Annotated in this window: 20 protein-coding genes and 6 tRNA genes; 7 read left to right on the top strand and 19 right to left on the bottom strand. The window is 58.5% G+C overall.

The genetic code is table 11. From position 1 onward, the window contains the following. The first annotated feature begins 213 nt into the window (after positions 1-213). From DW180_RS04635 to DW180_RS04615, 5 genes are all read left to right on the top strand, one after another. On the top strand, positions 214-1,116 hold the full coding sequence (locus tag DW180_RS04635; protein ID WP_055251412.1) for a LysR family transcriptional regulator: 903 nt from the start codon (positions 214-216) through the stop codon (positions 1,114-1,116). Between the two features lie 48 nt (positions 1,117-1,164). Continuing rightward, positions 1,165-1,701: a ribonuclease HI gene (rnhA, locus tag DW180_RS04630; protein WP_117862295.1), complete on the top strand. Its 537-nt coding sequence runs from the start codon at positions 1,165-1,167 to the stop codon at positions 1,699-1,701. Positions 1,702-1,776: 75 nt separating this feature from the next. Further along, the gene (locus DW180_RS04625; RefSeq protein WP_118237657.1) at positions 1,777-2,883 is read left to right on the top strand and encodes a Gfo/Idh/MocA family protein; all 1,107 of its coding nucleotides are present in this window, start codon (positions 1,777-1,779) and stop codon (positions 2,881-2,883) included. Between the two features lie 2 nt (positions 2,884-2,885). Further along, entirely contained in the window at positions 2,886-3,296 is a 411-nt protein-coding gene (locus tag DW180_RS04620; protein WP_117583885.1) for an acylphosphatase, read from the top strand. A gap of 61 nt (positions 3,297-3,357) precedes the next feature. After that, complete coding sequence (locus DW180_RS04615; protein WP_172677978.1) at positions 3,358-3,738, top strand: Fur family transcriptional regulator; 381 nt, start codon at positions 3,358-3,360, stop codon at positions 3,736-3,738. Between the two features lie 15 nt (positions 3,739-3,753). Here DW180_RS04615 and DW180_RS04610 read toward each other — a convergent pair whose 3' ends face one another. From DW180_RS04610 to DW180_RS04600, 3 genes are all read right to left on the bottom strand, one after another. Further along, entirely contained in the window at positions 3,754-4,551 is a 798-nt protein-coding gene (locus DW180_RS04610) for an HAD-IIB family hydrolase (RefSeq protein ID WP_158570928.1), read from the bottom strand. Between the two features lie 83 nt (positions 4,552-4,634). After that, complete coding sequence (locus DW180_RS04605; protein WP_117564444.1) at positions 4,635-5,213, bottom strand: urease accessory protein UreE; 579 nt, start codon at positions 5,211-5,213, stop codon at positions 4,635-4,637. A 3-nt stretch (positions 5,214-5,216) separates the two neighbouring features. Continuing rightward, a complete protein-coding gene (locus DW180_RS04600) occupies positions 5,217-5,645 on the bottom strand; it encodes a peptidylprolyl isomerase (protein ID WP_035138874.1) in 429 nt (142 codons plus the stop codon). A 120-nt stretch (positions 5,646-5,765) separates the two neighbouring features. On the opposite strand from DW180_RS04600, the gene DW180_RS04595 reads away from it, so the two are divergent. Continuing rightward, on the top strand, positions 5,766-6,779 hold the full coding sequence (locus tag DW180_RS04595) for a dipeptidase (protein WP_118237653.1): 1,014 nt from the start codon (positions 5,766-5,768) through the stop codon (positions 6,777-6,779). Positions 6,780-6,865: 86 nt separating this feature from the next. After that, complete coding sequence (locus tag DW180_RS04590) at positions 6,866-7,642, top strand: M48 family metallopeptidase (RefSeq protein ID WP_158551976.1); 777 nt, start codon at positions 6,866-6,868, stop codon at positions 7,640-7,642. Positions 7,643-7,648: 6 nt separating this feature from the next. Here DW180_RS04590 and folB read toward each other — a convergent pair whose 3' ends face one another. From folB to DW180_RS04510, 16 genes are all read right to left on the bottom strand, one after another. Continuing rightward, a complete protein-coding gene (gene folB / locus DW180_RS04585; protein ID WP_055251396.1) occupies positions 7,649-8,134 on the bottom strand; it encodes a dihydroneopterin aldolase in 486 nt (161 codons plus the stop codon). Positions 8,135-8,177: 43 nt separating this feature from the next. Continuing rightward, complete coding sequence (locus tag DW180_RS04580; RefSeq protein WP_187362376.1) at positions 8,178-8,759, bottom strand: HD domain-containing protein; 582 nt, start codon at positions 8,757-8,759, stop codon at positions 8,178-8,180. Between the two features lie 2 nt (positions 8,760-8,761). Beyond that, entirely contained in the window at positions 8,762-9,319 is a 558-nt protein-coding gene (gene folE / locus DW180_RS04575; protein ID WP_117564447.1) for a GTP cyclohydrolase I FolE, read from the bottom strand. 66 nt (positions 9,320-9,385) lie between these two features. Further along, on the bottom strand, positions 9,386-9,967 hold the full coding sequence (nrdG, locus tag DW180_RS04570; protein ID WP_118237651.1) for an anaerobic ribonucleoside-triphosphate reductase activating protein: 582 nt from the start codon (positions 9,965-9,967) through the stop codon (positions 9,386-9,388). Between the two features lie 426 nt (positions 9,968-10,393). Next, the gene (gene nrdD / locus DW180_RS04565) at positions 10,394-12,616 is read right to left on the bottom strand and encodes an anaerobic ribonucleoside-triphosphate reductase (RefSeq protein WP_117583876.1); all 2,223 of its coding nucleotides are present in this window, start codon (positions 12,614-12,616) and stop codon (positions 10,394-10,396) included. A gap of 680 nt (positions 12,617-13,296) precedes the next feature. After that, a tRNA-Val gene (locus tag DW180_RS04560) sits at positions 13,297-13,371 on the bottom strand. A gap of 3 nt (positions 13,372-13,374) precedes the next feature. Then, positions 13,375-13,450: transfer RNA gene (locus DW180_RS04555), tRNA-Gly, on the bottom strand. Positions 13,451-13,592: 142 nt separating this feature from the next. Further along, positions 13,593-15,326 (bottom strand): glycoside hydrolase family 13 protein, encoded by a 1,734-nt coding sequence (locus DW180_RS04550; RefSeq protein ID WP_233545177.1) that lies wholly within the window; start codon positions 15,324-15,326, stop codon positions 13,593-13,595. A 335-nt stretch (positions 15,327-15,661) separates the two neighbouring features. Further along, positions 15,662-15,737 (bottom strand) — tRNA-Gly (locus tag DW180_RS04545). 42 nt (positions 15,738-15,779) lie between these two features. Beyond that, a tRNA-Cys gene (locus tag DW180_RS04540) sits at positions 15,780-15,853 on the bottom strand. A gap of 35 nt (positions 15,854-15,888) precedes the next feature. After that, positions 15,889-15,964, bottom strand: a tRNA-Gly gene (locus tag DW180_RS04535). 105 nt (positions 15,965-16,069) lie between these two features. Next, the gene (locus tag DW180_RS04530; RefSeq protein WP_118094501.1) at positions 16,070-16,816 is read right to left on the bottom strand and encodes an anti-sigma factor antagonist; all 747 of its coding nucleotides are present in this window, start codon (positions 16,814-16,816) and stop codon (positions 16,070-16,072) included. Between the two features lie 78 nt (positions 16,817-16,894). Next, positions 16,895-19,240 (bottom strand): GAF domain-containing SpoIIE family protein phosphatase, encoded by a 2,346-nt coding sequence (locus DW180_RS04525; RefSeq protein WP_118237650.1) that lies wholly within the window; start codon positions 19,238-19,240, stop codon positions 16,895-16,897. Positions 19,241-19,299: 59 nt separating this feature from the next. After that, positions 19,300-19,389: transfer RNA gene (locus tag DW180_RS04520), tRNA-Leu, on the bottom strand. Between the two features lie 552 nt (positions 19,390-19,941). Next, the gene (locus DW180_RS04515) at positions 19,942-20,970 is read right to left on the bottom strand and encodes an ABC transporter ATP-binding protein (RefSeq protein ID WP_022094888.1); all 1,029 of its coding nucleotides are present in this window, start codon (positions 20,968-20,970) and stop codon (positions 19,942-19,944) included. Continuing rightward, positions 20,970-22,061 (bottom strand): ABC transporter ATP-binding protein, encoded by a 1,092-nt coding sequence (locus tag DW180_RS04510; protein WP_117564867.1) that lies wholly within the window; start codon positions 22,059-22,061, stop codon positions 20,970-20,972. Before DW180_RS04510 ends, DW180_RS04515 begins: the two co-directional genes overlap by 1 nt. Positions 22,062-22,063 lie beyond the last annotated feature (2 nt).

Below are 22,063 nucleotides of genomic sequence, written 5' to 3'. Positions count from 1 at the left end.
TCACGCCGACGGGCGCAAACAGGAGCCCGGCATTCGTCTTGGTAAGCAGTTCATATGCGGTCCTCCTTTTGACATCCCGGTTCCGTGGTCGGCTTAATTACCTACCGCCTTTGTGTGTTTTGAATAGTACGAGCATTGTTTCGCTCGGTCAATCACTTAAAAGCGCTAACCTGTTATCGGTTTTTTAGATAGCTATCGAAAGGACGGGCACCGATGACACTCCAGCAGCTTCGTTTTCTTATCGCCGTGGCAGAGTCCGGCTCAATCAACGCCGCAGCTCAGCGCCTCTATACCGCTCAGTCCAACATCTCAAACGCCGTCAAAAGCCTAGAACAAGAGCTCCATCTGGAGATCTTTACGCGCTCCAGCCGCGGCGTCACGCTCACCAACGACGGCACCGAGCTTTTGGGCTATGCGCGCCAGGTCGTAGAGCAGGCCGACATGCTCGAGGCACGCTACGAGGACGGTGGCACCCCGCAAGCCCGCCTCGCCATTTCCGCCCAGCACTACGCCTTTTCGGTCGAGGCCTTTGTCAACGTAGTCGAGCGCTGCCGCGACAGCAAGTTCGAGTTCATCATGCGCGAGACCACCACATCGCAGATCATCGATGACGTCCGTGCGTTTCGCAGCGATATCGGCATTCTGTATCTGGATGACTTTAACGCCCGCGTTCTGCAGAAGGCCTTCGCCGATGCCCGCGCAAGCTTCCATCCCCTCTTCGACGCGACGGTCCACGTCTTCGTTAGCGAGCGCCACCCGCTCGCACGCCGCCCGCAGCTGTCCCTTGCCGACCTCACGCCCTATACGCGCTACAGCTTTGAGCAGGGAACCTCAAACTCCTTCTATTACGCCGAGGAACCTTTTAGCTATATCCCTTGCGACCGCAACATACGAATCTCGGACCGCGGAACACTTACCAACTTACTTATCACGTCGAACGGTTACACCCTGTCGACCGGTGTCCTCTCCAATGAAATGCAATGGGGCATGGCATCGATCCCGCTAGCAGACGCCCCAACGATGCACGTTGGCTACATCATGCACGACGAGCGCAAGCCCTCTCTCCTCTTGCAGCAATACCTCGACGAGCTCAACCGCATCATCCATGCCAACTAACAGTCGGAAGACGGGGTAGAAATCGTAGATTGCTGGCCCCCGGCGGGCATGGCGCTACAATGGTCACTCACACGAAACGTACCCAACGAAAGGAAGCCCGTGAAGGTCATCATCTATACCGACGGCTCGGCCCGATCAAATCCGGGACGCGGCGGCTACGGCGCCGTGCTCAAATACACCAACCCCGCCGGCAAGACCTTTACCTCCGAGCTTTCGCGCGGCTACGCCAAGACCACCAACAACCGCATGGAACTCATGGCCGTTATCGTGGCGCTCGAGGCGCTCAACCGCCCCTGCGAGGTCGAAGTCCATTCTGATTCGCAGTACGTCGTCAACGCCTTTAACAAGCATTGGATCGACGGCTGGAAAAAGCGCGGATGGAAAACCGCCAACAAGCAACCCGTCAAGAACCGCGACCTGTGGGAGCGCCTACTCACCGCCAAAAGCAAGCACAAGGTTGAGTTCATCTGGGTTAAGGGTCACGCCGGTCACGAGCTCAACGAGCGCTGCGATGAGCTCGCCACCACGGCGGCCGACGGTAGTAACCTCGATATCGACGCCGGCTTTAACGAGAGCGATCTGTAACGGCGTTTTCGCACGCTATTTCCTGCCTCCTCGCGCTACACTCATCCTGTAAACCGAACGGCACGAGGGGGATACATGCTGCGTATAGCGACCATCGGCACATCCATGATCACCGACGACTTTATCCAGGTCGTCAACGCCAACGACCAAGCTGCGTTTGTGGGCACGCTCTCGCGCGATGCAGATCGCGGCGCCGCCTTTACCGCCGAGCGCGGTGGCGAGCGAAACTTTACTTCACTCGATGAGCTCGCGGCAGCCGCCGACGTCGACGCCGTCTATATCGGCAGCCCTAACGCACTTCACTACGAGCAGGCCCTTGCCTGCATCGCCGGTGGCAAGCACGTCATCGTCGAGAAGCCCTTCTGCGCCACCGAAGCGCAGGCGCTGGAAGTCTTCCGCGCTGCCGAGGCAGCAGGTGTCGTGGCCCTCGAGGCCATGCGTCCCCTCCACGACCCCGCCTTCCACGCCATCGAGGACGCCCTAGGCGAGATCGCCCCCATCCGCCGCGCCTCATTGCGCTTTGGCAAATATTCCTCGCGCTACAACGAGATTCTCGCGGGACGCGCCACCAATATCTTCGACTGCAATATGGCATCGGGTTCCCTCATGGACATTGGCGTCTACACCGTCGAGCCCATGGTCGAGATTTTCGGCATGCCCTCCGGTCTCACCAGCATGGCCACGCTGCTCGACCCCTCAACGCAAGAGCTCACCCATGGCCCCATCGACGGTTGCGGCTCCATTCTCGCCAGCTATGGCGGAGGGCGTATCTCCGTCGAGCTCGCGCACTCCAAAATTACGAATGACCTGCTGCCCTCGCAGATCGAAGGCGAACGTGGCACTATCCAGATCGACCATCTGTCCACGCCCCGCAACGTCCGCATCGACTATCGCGGCGACGTCGTACGCGGCTCGGCGACCGAGGCACCGCGCGAACAGGGAGACAACGGCCGCGTGCTCGACCTGCCCAAATCGAGCAACACTATGGAATACGAACTCACAGACTTTATCACCGCCATCGGCGGCATCGATAACGTTAAGGAAGAGATTTGGGAGACCCCGGCGGGACGCCACGAGCTTGGCCACTACCGCGATGTCACACTCGTCTCACTGCGCATCATGGATGCCGTGCGCCAGCAGGCCGGCATAACCTTTCCGGCCGACGCAGGCAAGCAGGCATAGCTATGGGCCTCTTCGATACGTTCTTCTCCAGCGTCACCGGCGGCAGTCGAGAGCCTCAAAAACCATCAAACGTCGAGCTCGAGCTGCGCCGCAGGCTTACTGTGCTCGCAAGCGACGAGGCCACTCAAGACACTCCCCTGCGCTATTTCCTGCGCTGGGCGGGGCAAGTCCAGGGCGTTGGCTTTCGCTTTACCAACACCAACCTCGCGCAGGCACGCGCGCTCACCGGCTGGGTGCGTAACATGGAAGACGGCTCAGTCGAGATGGAGATACAGGGAGCTCCGGCAAATATCCTATCTCATCTCGAGGCGCTTCATGCCTCCTACGAGCGTATGGGAACGCGTTTTCGCCTCGTAGACGCCCAGGCCCGAGCCCCACTTGCCAATGAAGACGGTTTCACGCCTCGTTATTAGTATTGTGTGCTAAATACGGTATCATTTACCTACGACCGTTGATAGAAAAGAGGCGAGGCGCATGGCGGTGCAAAGAAGGAATACCAGGCAGCGAAAGCTGGTTCTTGACGCCGTGCGCCAAAGCTATAACCATCCCACCGCCGACGAAATCTACAACGTCGTGCGCGCGCAGGATGACAAAATCAGCCGCGGTACGGTCTACCGCAATCTCAATCTCTTGGCCGACGCCGGCGAAATCCTCTCCATCAAGACGCCGGGCGGCAGCCGCTTCGATCGCACGATCGAGCCGCATGCGCATATCATCTGCACCTCGTGCAGCCGCGTCATCGACGTACCACTCCCCTTCGATGCCCAGCTCGACGCCAAGGCGTCCGAGCAAATCGGCTGGCACGTCACGTCGCACTACACCATCTTCGAGGGTCTCTGCCCCGACTGCCGGTAGATGTTTGGGACATGCCTACTCGGCAAGCAGGCGACGCAGTTCTTCTTCGACCGTGTACACATAGCGGACGCGGTCGTTGATGCCACGCATAGAGGGATTGCAGCTCTCCATTAGATAAGGATGGCCCACTACGTTGAGCATGTCGCGGTCGTTCTCGTTATCGCCAAACGCCATCATCTCATCGGGCGAAATACCCAGGGCACGACCGTAATCGGCAAGCGCGGAACCCTTACCCGAATCAAAGCCGATAAAGTCCGTCCATTCGGTTCCCGATGTCATGACATCGACTCGATCGCTAAAGTGGCGCTCAAAATACTCCAGCGCCGCCGGCTGATTCACCTCGGGCGTCTGGAAGGCAATCTTAATGACGTCCTCTTCGATGTCCTCGGGACGGTCAACCACCGCCACATCGCAGTGGACCTCATAGCGCAAATGGTCGACGAACGCATCGTTGCCGCTCATGGTGTAGAGGTGTCCCTCACACGAAAGGGTCACGTCGGCATGGGGATACGCAACCACGGCATTCGCGATATCCATAGCAAGGCTACGCTCCATGGAGCGCTTGACAACGGCACGCCCCTCGCTCATCACCAGGGCTCCGTTTTCGCATACATAGGCGAGCTCATCGGCCACCGGGGCAAACAGATGGCGCAAGCTCGCATATTGACGGCCGCTCGCCGGCATAAACACGATACCGCGACGATGCAGCTCATCAATGAGCTCAAAGGCCTCGGAACGCGGCTCGCGCTCCCCCGGATGCAGCAACGTGCCGTCCAAATCGCATGCAATCAGCTTGATTCCCTCAAGACCCATATGCTTCCCCCAAAGCCTCCTATCAACAGCAAGACGGACTTTGATTGGTCGCCCCTCAAAGCCCGTCTTGCGCATACGCACGCTTAGCCGCGCGTCTTTTTTACGATGGTAAAGTCGGGAGCCATGCTCACGACGACATCCGCCGCGCTCGATGCAAAGCGTCGGTCCGCATCGAGTTCGCGGGTAACCACCGAGAGCCGAACACCCTCGACACCCCGGAGCATACGGCCCAAAACAGGCTGCACCGGCGTATACATGCGCACGGTATGCTCGTCCGAGTCGCCCCGGAAGAGCGGCGCATGCATGTTGCCGATCTCCCAGCACGCATGCGCGAGCGCAATCGGATCCATGCGGTCGACTTCGACCAAATAAACCTCGGCGCTGCGCAGGCGCACGACAACCGCCACGGGCACCATGCCCGAACGGTCAATGGCGAGCACGTCGCCATCGGCAAGACGACCGCCGTCGGTAGCATCCAGCCGAACATCAATCGTGCGCCCCAGCTCCGTCACGCCCACAAACGCGCATACATCGGCCTGGTCCCAATCGAGCAGCAGCTCGTCAACTTCAAAGACGCCGCCCAACTTCCGGCGAAGCAGGAGTTCATAGGACGGATCGTTGAGATTTCCCAAGCATGTCGTCGAAACCAGGCGTTCAGACATACTCTAACCCTCGACCTCAACGAGCTCGATATCAAAGTTGAGGTCCTTGCCGGCCAACTCGTGGTTGGCGTCGAGCGTCACAGCCTCGGGCGTCACGTCAATGACGACGGCGGGAACGGGCATGCCGCTCGGCGTGGACAGGAAGAGCTTCATGCCCTTCTCGATCTGCTCGATGTTGGGAACCTGCTCGGCCGGGAAGGTCAGAACCATCTCGGGATTGTGCTCGCCGTAGGCATCGGCAGCAGGAATGTGCACGGTCTTCTTCTCGCCCACCTGCATGTCGACAACAGCGGCGTCGAAGCCCTTGATCATCTGGCCGGCGCCGCAGGTGAACTCCAGCGGCTCGCCGCGATCGTAGGAGCTATCGAACTGCGTGCCGTCGTCGAGCGTGCCGCGATAATGAGTCTTGACCTTCTTGCCCTGGTTGGACATGGTAACCTCCGTGATAAGGGCGGCGCACAACGCGGGCCGCCGTGAACATATGGCGCTAACTATACCCTAGTCATACAATTCAAGGACAGTTTGCAAAGAAACGCTGCAACCGGAGGAACCATGGCATATCCCGTATTTGACCTACACTGCGACACCGCCGACCGCATCGGCTGGGCCACGCTCGATCTCGACCTGCGCTTTACCGCCGGCACCGACGGTTATTTCCCCGGCGACGAAACGCATCCGCAAGATTTCGACCTCATCGAGGGCAACGCCTGCGCCATCTCGCTCGCAAAGATCGGCAACACGCCGTGGGCACAGTGCTTCGCCACGTTTGTCCCCGACGAGATTCCCACCGCCCACGCCGCGCGCTTCCAGGCGCAGATCATGGCACACATGAGCGGCCAAGCAATGCTCAACCACGACCGCATGGTCAACGTACGCAACGCCGCAGACATTCGCCCCGCGCTCAAAGACGGCAAGGTCGCCTGCATCCACACCATCGAAAACGCCACGTTCTTTGCCGAGGACCCCGCGCTGATCGAGGTGCTCAAGAGCCTGGGCGTACTCATGTCGTCACTCAGCTGGAATGCGCAGGGACCGCTCGCGAGCGGCCACGACACCCACGCCGGTCTCACCGCCGCCGGTATCGAGGCGCTTACGCAGATGGAGCACGCCGGCATGGTGCTCGACGTCTCCCACCTCAACGATGAGTGCTTTGACGAGGTTGTCGCCCATGCCACGCGCCCCTTCGTCGCCAGCCACTCCAACTCCCGCACCGTCTGCGGCGTCAAGCGCAACCTCACCGACGACCAGTTCCGCACCATTCGCGACATGGGTGGCATCGTCGGCCTCAACTACTGCAGCGAGTTCCTTTCCAACGACGCAACCGACAAAACCGCCGCAGACGTCACCTTCGACCAGCTGGCGGCACATATCGAGCACTGGCTCGACCTGGGCGGCGAAGATGTCATCGCACTCGGCGGCGACTGGGACGGCGCCAAGGTACCCGACTTCCTCTCTGATGCCAGCAAGATGCCCGAATTCCAGAACATGCTCTCCAAGCACTTTGGCAAGACCGTGATGCAGAAGCTCTGCAGCGACAACGCGCTCGCCTTCTTCGAGCGCTATTAAGAGCGCAATTAATTTCGCATCCCTTGAGCGGGCCGGCATGCCGAGCGGTCGACATGCCGGCCCGTCCCCAATCTGAAGGATCACATTTGACGCAGCAATTTACGATTTCCGTACCCCGACCGGATGGAACGCTCATCCCCGTCGTCGTTACCAAAAAGCGCGTCAAGAACTTTAACCTACGCGTCACATCGAGCGGCGAGGTCCACGCCAGCGCACCGCTCGGCGCCAGCCACGAGCGCATCGAAGCGTTTGTGAAGCGCAACAGCGCCTGGATTATCAGCCGACTTGCCCAACGTGAGCAACGTCAGGCGACAGCGCGAGAGCCGCTCAGCCCCTCGTCCATCATTGCACTTTGGGGCAAGCCCATCACGGTGCAGGACGCACTCGATCACAACTTTGCATCGCCCGCACCGCGACCCAAGCAGGCCACCTTCGCAAGTTTTATGGGTACCGACGAATCGGACGAAAGCCCACAGGCCAAGCGGCGCGCAATCCTCGACGGCCTAACGTCCGACGAGCTCCAAGCCCACATCGACCAGCTCTACGCGTCCGAGGTCACCGCAGCGCTACGCGACATCGTGCACGCGTACGAAATCGCAATGGGCGTCACCGTGGCCCGCGTCTCCGTGCGCAGCATGAAAACGCGTTGGGGCTCCTGCACACCCAAAACCGGCGCCATTCGCATCGCGCGCGAGCTCGCCGCCTACCCTGTCGAATGCCTCGACATGGTTGTCGCCCACGAGCTCGTCCATCTGCTCGAGCCGAGCCACAATCAGCGCTTTCACGCCCTGCTCGACACGTACTGTCCCAACAATAGAGCACTGTCTCAGCGGCTCAAGCAGCCACCCCTCAACAAGCTCTAGCGTCGACTAGCGCACGCGCTCGATCTCGACGCCGCAGCTTGCCAGGGGCAGGCCAACAGGAGCCCACGGCTTATCGAGCTTTATGCGCACACCAAGCAGCGAGGGATAACGGCGCAGCAGCATCTGGGCTGTCCCCTCGGCTGCCGCCTCGATGAGCTTAAACGTATGCTCGCGCAGATAGCCATCGACATCGTGGCACACCGAGCCGTAGTCAATCGAGGCGTCCAGGTTATCGTGCTCCCCCGCCGCGCGCAGGTCGGCATAGAGCACCAGAGAAACGATGAACTTCTGACCCAGCGCGTTCTCCTCGGGATACACGCCATGGTTGGCAAAAACCTCCAGGCCGTCAATGACAATACGATCGGCATGGCGCAAATCGTCATAGCTCACGTGAGGCACCGCCGTTGCGGTGGATATTTCGCCCCTTCCACGGCGGGCGAGCTCGGCGCCTTCGGTCTTGGTTGCATTCTCGGGCAGTTTCTTGTTACTCAACGCGATCGTCTCCTTCGTTTAGAACCCCGACCGCGCAAACTAACTACACGCGAATCGACAGGTTCTTTTTATCATCGCTCCAGTTGCAAGCGTTGCGCGCGGGGCATGCAAAGCAGGCACGCGACGCTTTGTCGGCTGCATAGAGCAGACGCTCAAGCGGTTGGCTGTTCACGCGCAGCTTTCGATGGCCCAGAATGGCCGTCTTAATGGCTGCGGCATCGGCCGGCTCAAACGCCACGTCATCGGGCATGCCGCCGAGAATCGCATCAGCGACGCGTTCGCTTGCAACATCATGGGATATACCCGATTCATACTGTTCATCTTTGCCGATATCGTGAAGAAGTGCCGTGGCGTAGATGACCTCGCGGTCAAATTCGAGCTGCTCCTCGAGATTCTTGATCCACATAATGCGAGCGACATCGAGCAGATGGTCAATACCGTGGCGGCAGAAGATGCGCCCCGATTCCAACTGTGCAATGTTGCCCAGGTGCCGCCGGAACAGCCCGTTGGTACAAATGTAATCAATGCGAGGCATGGCGCCAAAGGGGGCCAGGCCCGAAGCCATAAAGCCGCGACGCGACGTCCCCTCATCGGTCTTCGATGTAAAGTCGTTGACGACTCTCATGGTTAACGGTCCAGCATCCTAAAGAAACGCTCCTCGAGCGCGGGATCGGTCTCAAAGACGCCGCGGCGAGCGAGCGTCACGGTCTTGGTGCCGGGCTTTTGCACGCCACGCATCGTCATGCACATATGCTCGGCCTCCATCAACACAATCGCTCCCTGGGGAGCGAGATACTCCATGAGGGCATCGGCAACCTGCGCACACAGCTGCTCCTGCAGCTGCAGACGGCGGGCATAAACCTCAACCGTGCGAGCAAGCTTGGAAAGCCCGGCCACCCGACCGTTAGGGATATAACCAATGGCGGCCTTGCCATAAAACGGCAGCAGATGATGTTCGCACAGCGAGTAGAACGTGATGTCGCGCTCGATAACCAAATCGTTCGAAGCGACGGCAAAGGTTTTGGACAGGTGCTCCTCGGCACTCTGGTCCACACCGCCGGCGATCTCGCCATACATACGGGCAACGCGCGCCGGGGTCTCCAGCAGGCCCTCACGAGTTGGATCCTCGCCTATGCCCTCAAGCAACAGCTTAATGGCGGCCTCGACTTTTTCCTGATCGACCATCTGGGCCTCACTTTTCCGATTTCACGTTCGCGCTATGGTACCACGCCCTCCGGCATCGACCACAAGCTACATAGTATGGGTCGAATAGACCGGATCATCGCGCCAAAGTTCAACCGCATCACAAAGTGCAACGCCCTCGCGCTCAGCACGGGCGCGCGTAGCGTTCATATCGATCACGCGCTGGTTGCTCGAGCCCCTAAAGCGCAGCGTGATATCGTACAGGTCCTGAACAAACGGGCCGTCCACCAACATGTCGAGGCAGGCAAGAATGCGGTCCGTCACCTCGGTATGATGACGACCACCCGGCATAAGCTCCTCGAGCACGTCACCGGTAAAGCACCAAATGGTCTTCCCCGACCCCACTGGATAGGCCGCGCGAACACGCTCAATGAAATCAACGAGCCCCGCCTGATTCTCGGGCTCCATGGGCTCGCCGCCCAGAATCGTCAGACCATCGATAAAGGGATGATCGAGACTCTTGATAATCTTGTCCTCGACGGCACGATCGAACGGCTCACCCGCAGCAAAGTCCCACGCAACAGAGTTAAAGCAATTCTTGCACCCACGACGGCACCCGCTTACAAACAGAGAAGTACGAACGCCTTCTCCATCAGCAATGTCGAAATACTTAATGTTCGCGTAGTTCATAGGTAACTCTCCCGGGAGGCCGGGACATATCATCCCGTCCTCAAACATTCTCGGCCTGCGGCCTGCGAAACTGCGGGCGGGACGATATACTCCAGACCCCTCGCGAGCGATACTCAATGAACTCAGCGAACATCGAGTATAGGGTTCGAGGTCCAATAAAAACAATGCTGCAGCTCAACCGTTATCGCAAGCAGACCGTTGTCGCAGGTCAACTCATTTCCGCTGAGAACTTCGAGGAGTGAGCAGACCGCATGCTGCATCTCAGCTACATCAACTTGGCTGCCCCGTAGCGAGGCCCCGGACCTTTGCTCGATATGAGTTCCGCACGAACAGGAGGCGCCAGTGGCGCCTCCGTCGTGAGCCAGGACTGTCCGAAATAGCGAGTAAAGGTCCGGGGCCTCGCTACGGGGCAGCCTGGGATGGTTATTAGAGATGCAGCACGCGGTCGCGGATCTCCTCGGTTCGACCCTGGTTCCAGAACTGGGTACCGATGTAGCCGCACGTACGACGAGCGACGTTCATTTTCTCCTGGTCGCGGTTGCCGCAGTTGGGGCACTCCCACACCAGCTTGCCATCGTCCTCAACAATCTTGATCTCGCCATCGTAGCCGCACACCTGGCAGTAGTCGCTCTTGGTGTTGAGCTCGGCGTACATGATGTTGTCGTAGATGTACTGCATCACGCGAATGACAGCCTTGAGGTTGTCCTGCATGTTGGGAACCTCAACGTAAGAGATAGCACCGCCCGGCGAAAGCTGCTGGAACATGCCCTCAAACTTAAGCTTATCGAAGGCATCGATCTCCTCGGACACGTGGACGTGATAGCTGTTGGTAATGTAGCCCTTGTCCGTCACGCCCGGGATAATACCAAAACGGCGCTGCAGGCACTTGGCGAACTTGTAGGTCGTCGACTCCAACGGCGTACCGTACAGCGAGAAATCGATATCGCTTTCGGCCTTCCACTCCGCGCACTTGTCGTTCATGCGCTGCATGACGGCCATGGCAAACGGCGTGCCTTCCTTCTCGGTGTGGCTGTGGCCCGTCATGTACTTGACGCACTCATACAGGCCGGCATAGCCAAGGCTGATGGTAGAGTATCCGCCCACGAGCAACTTATCGATCGTCTCGCCCTTCTTCAGACGCGCTAGGGCACCGTACTGCCAAAGAATCGGCGCGGCATCCGAAAGCGTGCCCATCAGGCGCTCATGACGGCACAGCAGAGCACGGTGGCACAGCTCAAGGCGCTCGTCGAAGATCTTCCAGAACTTGTCCATGTCCTGATGCGAGCTCAGCGCGACATCGGGCAGGTTGATGGTCACAACACCCTGGTTAAAGCGGCCATAGTACTTGGGTTTGGTCGGGTCATAGTTCAGCGCGTTGGCGACATTGTTAAAGCCGTTGCCCGAGCGGTCGGGCGTCAAGAAGCTGCGGCAACCCATGCAGGTGTAGCAATCGCCGTTGCCGGCGGTCTCGCCCTTCGACAGCTTGAGCTCGCGCATCTTCTTCTCGGAGATGTAGTCGGGCACCATGCGCTTGGCGGTGCACTTGGCAGCAAGCTGGGTCAGGTAGAAGTACGGGGAATTCTCGTGAACGTTATCGTCCTCGAGTACATAGATAAGCTTGGGGAATGCCGGGGTAATCCACACACCGGCTTCGTTCTTAACGCCTTCATAGCGTTGACGAAGCGTCTCCTCCACGATCATGGCAAGGTCGTGCTTCTCCTGGGGCGTACGGGCCTCATTGAGATACATAAAGACCGTCACGAACGGCGCCTGGCCATTGGTGGTCATAAGGGTCACGACCTGATACTGAATCGTCTGGACGCCGCGACGGATCTCGTCACGCAGACGGTCCTCAACGACCTCACGGACCTTTTCGGCAGATGCCGAAACACCGAGCTCCTCGAGCTCGCGGGCAACCTCGCCGCGAATCTTTTGACGGCTCACCTCAACAAAGGGGGCGAGATGGGTCAGCGAAATAGACTGGCCGCCGTACTGGGAGGAAGCAACCTGGGCGATAATCTGCGTCGCGATGTTGCAGGCAGTCGAGAAGCTATGCGGCTTCTCGATCAGCGTGCCCGAGATAACGGTGCCGTTCTGGAGCATATCCTCCAGGTTCACCAGGTCGCAGTTATGCATGTGCTGGGCAAAGTAGTCGGAATCGTGGAAGTGGATCAAGCCCTCGTTGTGGGCATCCACGATCTCCTGGGGCAGCAGCACGCGCTGAGTCAGGTCCTTGGAAATCTCGCCGGCCATGTAGTCGCGCTGAACGGAGTTGACGGTCGGGTTCTTGTTAGAGTTCTCCTGCTTGACCTCTTCGTTATTGCACTCGATCAACGACAGGATCTTGTCATCGGTCGTGTTCTTCTGGCGCTTCAGGCTCTGAACATAGCGATAGATGATGTAGTGGCGGGCGACCTCGTAGCAGTCGAGACGCATGATCTCGTCCTCGACCAAATCCTGGATCTCCTCGACCGAAACGGTGTGGCCCGCGTTCTCGCATGCCTCGGCGACGTTTTGCGCCGCATAAACCACCTGGCGGTCGGTTAGACGAGAGCTCTCCTCGACCTCCAAGTTTGCGGCGCGAATCGCATTGACGATCTTATCGATGTCAAAGACAACCTCGGTGCCGCTGCGCTTGATGATCTTCATCCTCTTGCCTCTTTCGCGTCGTAGTCTCATTGCGCTTCAGAGCCAAACGATGCCCGGCAGGGCTTGCCCCTGTCTTGCGGCGCCGTCGCGCAATCTGTGTTCTCGATAAACCATAGGTCCTCATGCGGACAATCCTCGCGGCCGATCAAGCGGCTCAAAGATCTATCCAAATGGGGCAAATAAGGTCCTCGTTCTCTGTCCGCCATCTATCATACGACAAAGAGGCATCTATATCCTGTATTCTTTTTTTAGTTCAAACACAACATATAGTGTTTCAGCAGGTCAAAGCAATTGGTCATTTTGCAGACGCATTAATTATGAGGGGTTCTTGGCAAGTCGGTAAAACGTTACCAACACGGCTACCTGCATGGCAGTTATAAAACCCCCTTAGTCAAGCCGCTGACAAATCCTACCAAAACCAAGCCGCTCACGCCAAAAGAATCCAAAAGATTATGCTTGACCAACATGTTGCGGTCGTGCCTTGCCGAGCCCCATGTAACCGCGGCACGAATCCTTGAAAGATATGTGTATGCAAACAGAGAAGATGAGAGTTTTCTCGGATGACTACTGAGAAGCATCCCAGAAGATCAAAAAACTCGAAATTTGGTGACGTATTTGGCGACCCATTTGGCGAACAAAACAAAACAGCCCAGAGGCTAAGCCTCTGGGCTGCGAACATTTGGTGGGCGTTAGAAGATTTGAACTTCTGACCTCTTCCGTGTCAGGGAAGCGCTCTCCCCCTGAGCTAAACGCCCAAATGGAGCGGACAACGGGGCTCGAACCCGCGACCCCAACCTTGGCAAGGTTGTGCTCTACCAACTGAGCCATGTCCGCTTACGGGGATTAATCTTACGTGATACCCGCATCCTATGCAAGAACTTTTTTTGAAAAGTTTTGCGACGCCCTCTCGAACCTCGCGAAGACATCAGCCACCACGGAAAGCGCGAGCAAACGCAAACTCGCCGCAAGAGGCCCCCTACAACTCAGCGAGCATGATCCAGGCAGAGCTGTCCTGCGCAAGTCTGCCGTCTGCAAGCGGTGATGAGGTGAGCAGGACCTTGCCCGCCGGCAGCTCCACGGGTGCTGCACCGAAGTTCGTCACACACGCCCAGCCGTTGTCGCGGCGATAGGCGATGACGCCGCCCTCAGCGCCCTCGGCACCATCCGCAAGGCCGGTGCGCCCGTCAAGATCGAGCCACGCAAGATCGTTAGCGCACCCGCGCAGCTTGCGCCGCAGCCAGAGGGCGTCACGATAGAGCGCAAGCATCGATGTCGGGTCCGCCTCTTCCCTATCGGCAGCGTAATCGGAAAACCATGCAGGCTGCGGCAGATGGGGCGCCACATCGGCGTCCATCGGCGAAAATCCAAACGATCCGCCCTGCGCGGGATCGTCCGTCGCCACCCACGGCAGGGGCACACGACAGCCGTCGCGCCCCTTCTCGCGCTTCGATCCGTGCGTATTGGTCGCAGTGGGATCTTCGAGTGCAGCCCACGGGATGTCAGCCACCTCAAAAAGGCCGAGCTCCTCACCCTGATACACGTATGCCGAGCCCGGAAGCGCCAGCTCAAGCAAAAGGGCCGCCCGCGCGCGGCGCTCGCCGAGTTCACGGTCCTCGTCATAAGACGACCCGTCGCGTAAGAGCCAGTCGAGCGCAATCTGGTGGTAGCGCGTCGCCTTGATCTGCGGCAGGGCGAAGCGCGTCGCCACACGAGGCACGTCGTGGTTGGAAAGTACCCAGGTCGAGGCGGAATCGGATTCGATGGCTGCCTTCAAGCCCTCCTCGATTGCAGCGTGCATGTCATCATAGGTCCAAGTGGCCTTGGCGAACTCAAAGTTAAATGTCTGGCCAAGCTCGCTGGGGCGCGCGTAGAGATACTGGCGCTCGGGCAGCACCCACGCCTCGGCAACAGCGCTGCGCGGCGGATTATAGCGGTCGAACACGCGGCGCCACTCGCGATAGATCTCGTGAACCTCGTTGCGATCCCACAGCGGATGGGTGCCGTCGTCAACCATGTCATCGCCCTCGGCGAGATGCCACTGGTCGAGATCATCGCGGTCGAGATCCTTGGCGAGACCGTGTGCCACATCAATGCGAAAGCCATCAACGCCTCGATCGCTCCAAAACGCTAGAACGTCGCAAAAGAACGCGCGAACCTCGGGGCATGACCAGTCAAAGTCCGGCTGCTCGGGCGTAAACATGTGCAGATACCACTGACCGTCCGCAACACGCGTCCAGGCACGGCCGCCAAAGTTGGCATTCCAATTGGTGGGAGGCAGCTCGCCATGCTCGCCGCGACCATCGCGGAAGATATAGCGGGCGCGCTCGGGCGATCCGGGGCCGGAAGCAAGAGCGGCTTTGAACCAGGGGTGCTGGTTGGACGAATGGTTGGGTACGATGTCGACGATGACCTTGATGCCGCGCGCGTGAGCCGCGGCGATCATGTCATCGAAGTCGTCAAGCGAGCCGAGACGTTGGTCGACATCGCAGTAGTCCGCCACATCATAGCCGCCATCGACAAGAGGCGATGGGTAAAACGGACTCAGCCAGATGGCCTCGATACCCAGCCGCTCAAGATAGTCCATCTGCTGGGTAATGCCCGCGATATCGCCCAGACCCGAACCAGTCGAATCCTTAAACGAGCGCGGGTAGATCTGATAAATCGCGGCATCGGACATCCATGAGCGCGAAGAGGACTTTTCTGTAGCCATGGGATGAATCTCCCTTGCAACGAGGTTTTGCGAGATGCCCACGATGATACGCCCAAAGCTGACATTCACGGCAATCAACGCCGCAGCCACGCCCCAAACGCTCGCCCCCTCTCGGGCTCGAGCCTCCTGGGACGAATCGATCGATTAGTGAAAAGAACGGAAGACTTACTCCCCCGGCCACGACAGCGAGCGGGCTCCGGGTGCCCCAGGTTGCCGCGAAAGAGGAGGGAAGCGTACTTTATGTACGCGACCGACGATTGGGGGGCAAGATGGGGTGCCCGGGGCCCGCGCAGCGTCAACAAAAAACGCGGTTCGTTAGAACCGCGTAAGATAGTTGGAGCGGACAACGGGGCTCGAACCCGCGACCCCAACCTTGGCAAGGTTGTGCTCTACCAACTGAGCCATGTCCGCATATGTAAAACAAAACGGGCGCCGGAGCGCCCGGATGTTGCCTGGAGGCGAAGCCCGGATTCGAACCGGGGGTAAAGGCTTTGCAGGCCTCTGCCTTACCACTTGGCCACTTCGCCGAAAAAGGACCGCTTGAGACGGTCCGGAAATGCAATGGAGCGGACAACGGGGCTCGAACCCGCGACCCCAACCTTGGCAAGGTTGTGCTCTACCAACTGAGCCATGTCCGCTTGCGGGTTATTAATTTACGCGAGTTGCCCAAAAGACGCAAGTACTTTTTTCAAAAAAGTTGTTCGCCACATGCTCTTGGCAGATATACATGCCAAAACGATTTACTAGGCGCACGATTCCAATGTTCCGCTAAACAGCTTTACCATCCGAACGCGCGTACCGGCACCATCAGTACGACGGGCAACCTCCACGTTGTCGACTAACATGCGCATGAGCTTGATCCCACGCCCGCGCTCCTCAGTCGTAACCGGTTCACTCGACCCGTCAATCGAATAGCCCGCCCCACGGTCGACAACCTCAATCACGACACGATCGCCATAGGCCTGAACCGTCAGGATGCATCCGATACCGCCCGCATGGTCATACGCGTTGCCCAGCGCCTCGCCCGATGCCAACGCGACGTCATAGCGCTCATCCCGCCTCAGGGGAAGCGGTTCGAGTAGCTCGGCAATACGATGACGATAGTATGGAAGGTTCTCGATACCCTGGCGCACCTCGACACTCTTGCTCCAGCGAGGCAATTCCCCCACCGGAATGGCAGGAATCGACTCCCGAGCGAAGCCCGCAACATGGAGGATGTCGACAAGTCGGGCAATCTCCAAAAAGCGGATGACCTCATCGGAGGCGTTAACGAGCGAAAGCAGGCCCTCTCGCCTCATGAGTTCTCTGGCACGTGTAAGCAAAAACGCCAAACCCGTCGAGTCGATAAAGCCCACGGCCTGGCAATTGATGACAACGCGACGAACGCCCCGGTCGATCAAATTGTCCAACCGTCGGCGCAGCACGGGCACCGAGGCGATGTCGACATCACCCGGTGGCGTCAAAACCGCTATGTCATTCCACTCATTCATACGACCATGGTTCCCCAAAAAAGCCCACTCGATGCATTCGTTTCCCCAACCGTCCGGATTCAACCCGCCCAGCGTCGTCTATGAACGACCCCGTAAAAACTCAAGGGACACCAATGCAATGTCATCGTCCAGCGCCGAATCGGTAAATCGGTCAAGCTCGCCCAAGACCTTGCCGCAAATGCCCGATACGCCCTCACCCGAGACAGAGAGCAGAAGGTCGCGAAGGCGCTGTTCGCCAAAGAAAGCACCCGAGCGATCACGTGCTTCAATCGTTCCGTCGGTATACATAAATAGCATGTCACCAGGAGCGAACGTAAAGGCGCCCGTCTCGTAGACCATGCTCTCAAAGGCACCGATCACGCCCGATTGGCACCCAAGGAGCTCCACTTCTCCCCCTCGGGTTTCTCCGCCGCCAAGCGGCGTCGACGACGGCCTGATGACCATGGTGGGAGGATGGCCAGCCGAGCAATAGGTCGCGCGCCCGGCTTTAAGGTCAATCTTAGCGATAAAGGCCGTCACGAACGTCTCGACCCTCGAAAAGCCCATGAGCATGCTATTGAGCGAGCGGGCCATGCGGGCAGGCCCCGCACCCTCCCAGGCATAGGCCGTCAGCGCCGTCTTGACGAGTGCAGACATGGATGCCGCCTCGATGCCCTTGCCGGACACATCGCCCAGGATCATGACGGCGCAATCGTCGGGAAGACGGATGAGCGTATAGAAGTCACCACCGACCAATGCAGAGTTCGTGGCTGACAGGTATACCGAATCGGTCGCGATGCCCGGAACGTCACCAAGCGAATTTCTCATGCCAATCTGAAGCGTCTGAGCAATATGACGTTCTTCGCGCTTTTGAGACTCGCCCTCATAAATCAACTCAAAGTCATGCGCCAAATGCACCATGTAGTCGTATTCGAGGTCATCAATGGGCTCCTGGCTGCCATCGCGGAGCAGCAAAGCACGCCTCGTCGGCCCCTTGGCGATATCAGCGGGAACAATTGCATCGTTGCTTCGTTTGCCATCCGATTCCGAGTTGTAGCGCCCTGCTTCGATGCCGGAGTCGACATAAAGTCCCTGACACGGTAGGCCGTGGGCCCTCAACCATGCACCCATAGACGTGGATTCGTCCACACGTGTAAGGCGCACGTGCCTGAGATCGTCGGCACTCGTCCCGCCCAGCACCGATGTCTCGAATCCATCAGAAGATGTCCCCAGGCGCGCCGCCGGCGTCGTGACGGAAAAGAAGAGTGACTCTGGATCGCCCGGCAACGCCACACGGCTACCGCCCTCAAAATCGATAACATAGGCTTCGAGGCCCGCATCGTACTCCACGGGGCAAAAATGGCAATTTAGCACGGCACAGATTTCGGACGAGACGGCGTGCGAAGCAGCGACCGGATCATCAAGATAGGTAAAAAGCTCATCGCGCAGCACGTTGAGCGAACGACCAAGTTCTGCCGTGCGGCGCGAACGCAAGCTCGACGCCATGCCGACCATCTGAATAGACAGGTAATCGCAGATGACCTCGAGCACGTTAAGGTCATAGGCAAGTGGCGCCTGTGGACGTTTCCAACCGACCTCCAACACACCGAGCACCTGCGTGCCGTAAAACACGGGAAGACAGATCTCGCTGCGATACGGGGGCATATCCTGCACGCGCAGCAAGTGCTTGGAACGATTGTCCAAATCCATGAACATACCCGAAGCAACCCGGTCGCCCTCAAGGTCCTGCTGAATCGACAGGCGGCAGGCACGCGACTCGCGAAGAACATACGTCGGAATGCCAGCGCCATACGGCAAAAACTCGGGCAGGTAGCTATCATGCAGCTCCTTGGAAACACCGCGAAGCTTAAAGCCGCCGCTCTCAGAAAAATAAATCGCAGCTCCAGAGGCATCGAGCGTTCCGACGAGCTGATTCAAAACGATATCGAGCAAGCTGGGGAGCTCATTGGAGCCCACGGTACTCATAATGACCGAAAGGGTACCCGAAAGGCGTTTATTCGCCACCCTAAGCTCCGAAAGCGCACGTTTGAGCTGACGATCGTGGGAATACTGCTCTTCGATACTGTGAAGCGCCACCAGGACACGTGGTGCGCGGCGCCCAAAGATGCGTGGAGGCGTTACGGAGCCCGCACGAACCAAGACGGGAATAAAAGAGCCGTCACTCAGCTTGAGCATCAGTTCGTTCTCGGAGCCATCAGTTTCAAATGGTAGACGATGTTCCGTCGCACGTTCAAAAGCGGACGAATACAGGACGTCTTTAACATCTCCACCGATGACGTCGGCGCGTTCCTCGCACATCAAACCAAGTAAGCGATTATTCACATGCAGAATGGTTCCGTCGAGCTCACAAATGATGACAGCATCGCTCGTGATCTCGACCAGTTGGGCAACGTCTGCCCACTCGTTGCGCTCAAGCGTTTCCATCGTGGACCTCACCGTCTATCGGTAACAAAAAAGCCTCCGAAGAGGCTTCTCAAATGCGATGGTGTCGGAGGCGGGACTTGAACCCGCATGACCAAAAAGCGGTCACTAGCACCTCAAGCTAGCGCGTCTGCCAATTCCGCCACTCCGACATGCTATGTTGTTGATTCGCGGTTCGTTTTCTTGGACCCGCGCGTTCAACGAGAAAGATAATAACCTATGATTCGAGAACTGTGCAAGCACTTTTTTCAAAAAAGTTTACGAATTTGTAAATGCGCTGGTAAACGTATACGTCCGGCCCCGAATCGATGTTGCCTCCCGGCGCGTCCTCGGGCATGAGCGATATTTTGCCACGCACTTCGTGCTGCAAAATATCGCTCCCCCTGCGGAGTGCGCCGGGAGGCAACACCGATTCGGGGCCTGCAAATACGTCCTTCAGGCACAGTTCTCAAATATGTTCTGGGGCTGATGCAAATTTGGTGGCTCGGCTTTGCCGAGCCCTAATATGGGGAGGCCGGAGCTAAAGCTCCGGCCTCGCTCAATTTCCTATTAGATTAAGTGAGCGATCGAGGAATCGCACTCCCCCTGCCGAGTTACCGCAGGGCCCGCCCTGGAGTTGCTTTTCAGAACATTCCGCAGGGCTTCCGACATGTCCGAGGACGTTCTGAAAGGCAACTCCAGAGCGGGCCCGGACAGTTCACCGACTACAGGTCGATGTGCGATTCCTTGATCGGGAACGGCTCGGCGAAGTGGCAGGCACAGCAGTGACCCGGTGCAACTTCCTTAAACTCAGGAAGCTTCTCTGAGCAGATACCCTGCGCGATCGGGCAACGCGTGTGGAAACGGCAGCCGGTCGGCGGATCCAGCGGCGACGGCGGATCGCCGGCGAGGATGATACGCTTGCGGGTCTTCTGGATATCAGGATCGGGAACCGGCACGGCAGACAGCAGCGACTGCGTGTACGGATGGTGAGGCTCGCTGTAGAGCGTCTTCCAGTCCGAAACCTCGACCATCTTACCCAGATACATAACGGCAACGCGATCGGAGATGTGCTGCACGACGGAAAGGTCGTGGGCAATAAACAGATACGCCGTACCGAACTTGTCCTGCAGTTCCTTGAGCAGGTTCAGAACCTGGGCCTGAATGGAAACATCCAGAGCGGAAACGGGCTCGTCGCAGATGATCAGCTTGGGCTTCAGAGCGAACGCGCGGGCGATGCCGACACGCTGACGCTGACCGCCCGAGAACTCGTGCGGATAGCGGTTGATGTGCTCGGGGTTCAGGCCGACGACGTCCAGCAGCTCGCGGACGCGCTCAATGCGCTCCTCCTTGGTACCCACGCCATGAATGGTCATGGGCTCGGAGACGATCTCGCCAATGGTCATACGAGGATTGAGCGAAGCATAGGGGTCCTGGAAGATGAACTGCATCTCGCGACGCATGTCCTTAATCTCATGCTTGCTCATCTCGGCAACATCTTTGCCCTGGAAGAACACTTTGCCGGCCGTCGGCTTGGTCAGGCGCATGATGGTGCGGCCCGTGGTGGACTTACCGCAACCAGACTCGCCGACCAGGCCAAAGGTCTCGCCCGGATAAATCTCGAACGAAATGTCATTCACAGCAGAGACGACACGCTTAGAGAAGCGCTTGGCGAACATGCCGGACTCAGCGGGAAACTCCTTAGAGAGGTGCTCGACCTTCAGCAGCGGAGTACGCTCGTTGGTATCTGCCATTACGCCTCGCCTCCCTTCTTGGAATCCTTGCGCGTACGGGACGTCTCAGGAGCGTTCTTGAGGAACTCGGGGTCACCGGAGTAGTGGCACGCAGAGTAATGACCAGACTCGGTGACAACGCGCTCGGGGCGCTGCTTGCGGCACTTGTCCGTCGCATAGGGGCAACGAGGAGAGAAAACGCAGCCCTCAGGCAAGTTCATGAGCGAAGGCGGGTTGCCGTGAATCGGCGTAAGAGGCTTCTTCTCATCGATGGCCTGTTCCGGGATGGAGCGGATAAGGCCCCAGGTGTAGGGGTGGCGGCTCTCGTAGAAGATTTCCTCAGCAGTACCGAACTCGACAGGACGGCCGGCGTACATAACCATGATCTTATCGGCCATATCGGCGACGACGCCCAGGTCATGGGTAATCATGATGATGGCGTTGCCGTTCTTCTCCTGCATTTCCTGCATAAGCTCAATAATCTGAGCCTGAATGGTAACGTCCAGGGCAGTCGTGGGCTCGTCGGCAATCAGAATATCGGGATCGCAGGCAAGGGCCATGGCGATCATGACGCGCTGACGCATACCGCCGGAGAACTGGTGCGGGTACTCGTTGACACGCTTCTCGGGCTCGGGAATGCCAACGAGGTCCAAAAGCTCGGTGGCACGCTTGAGCGCCTCCTGCTTGGAATAGCCACGGTGCAAGCGAAGACCCTCGCCCACCTGCTTACCGATCTTATAGACCGGGTTCAGGGAGGTCATAGGATCCTGGAAGATCATCGCGATATCGTTACCGCGAATGTGCTGCATCTCTTCCTCGGTCATCTCAAGGATAGAACGACCGCGATAGCGAACGTCACCGCCCTCAATCTTTCCCGGAGGCATCGAGATAAGGCCCATGATGGTCATGGCGGTCACGGACTTACCCGAGCCGGACTCGCCGACGACGCCCAGGGTCTCGCCGCGATCGAGCGTGTAGGACACACCGTCGACAGCGCGAACCACGCCATCCTCGGTGTGGAAATACATCTTAAGGTCATCGACCTCGAGCAGATGCTGGCCCTCGGGAACCGGCTGGTCCTTCAGGTCCACATAGTTCTTGTTCTTCTTCATCC

The sequence above is a fragment of the Collinsella sp. AM16-21 genome (assembly GCF_003471905.1).
Lineage (GTDB): Bacteria > Actinomycetota > Coriobacteriia > Coriobacteriales > Coriobacteriaceae > Collinsella.
The sequence above is the reverse complement of the archived record's forward strand: the minus strand, read 5'-3'. Positions and strand labels throughout refer to the sequence as shown.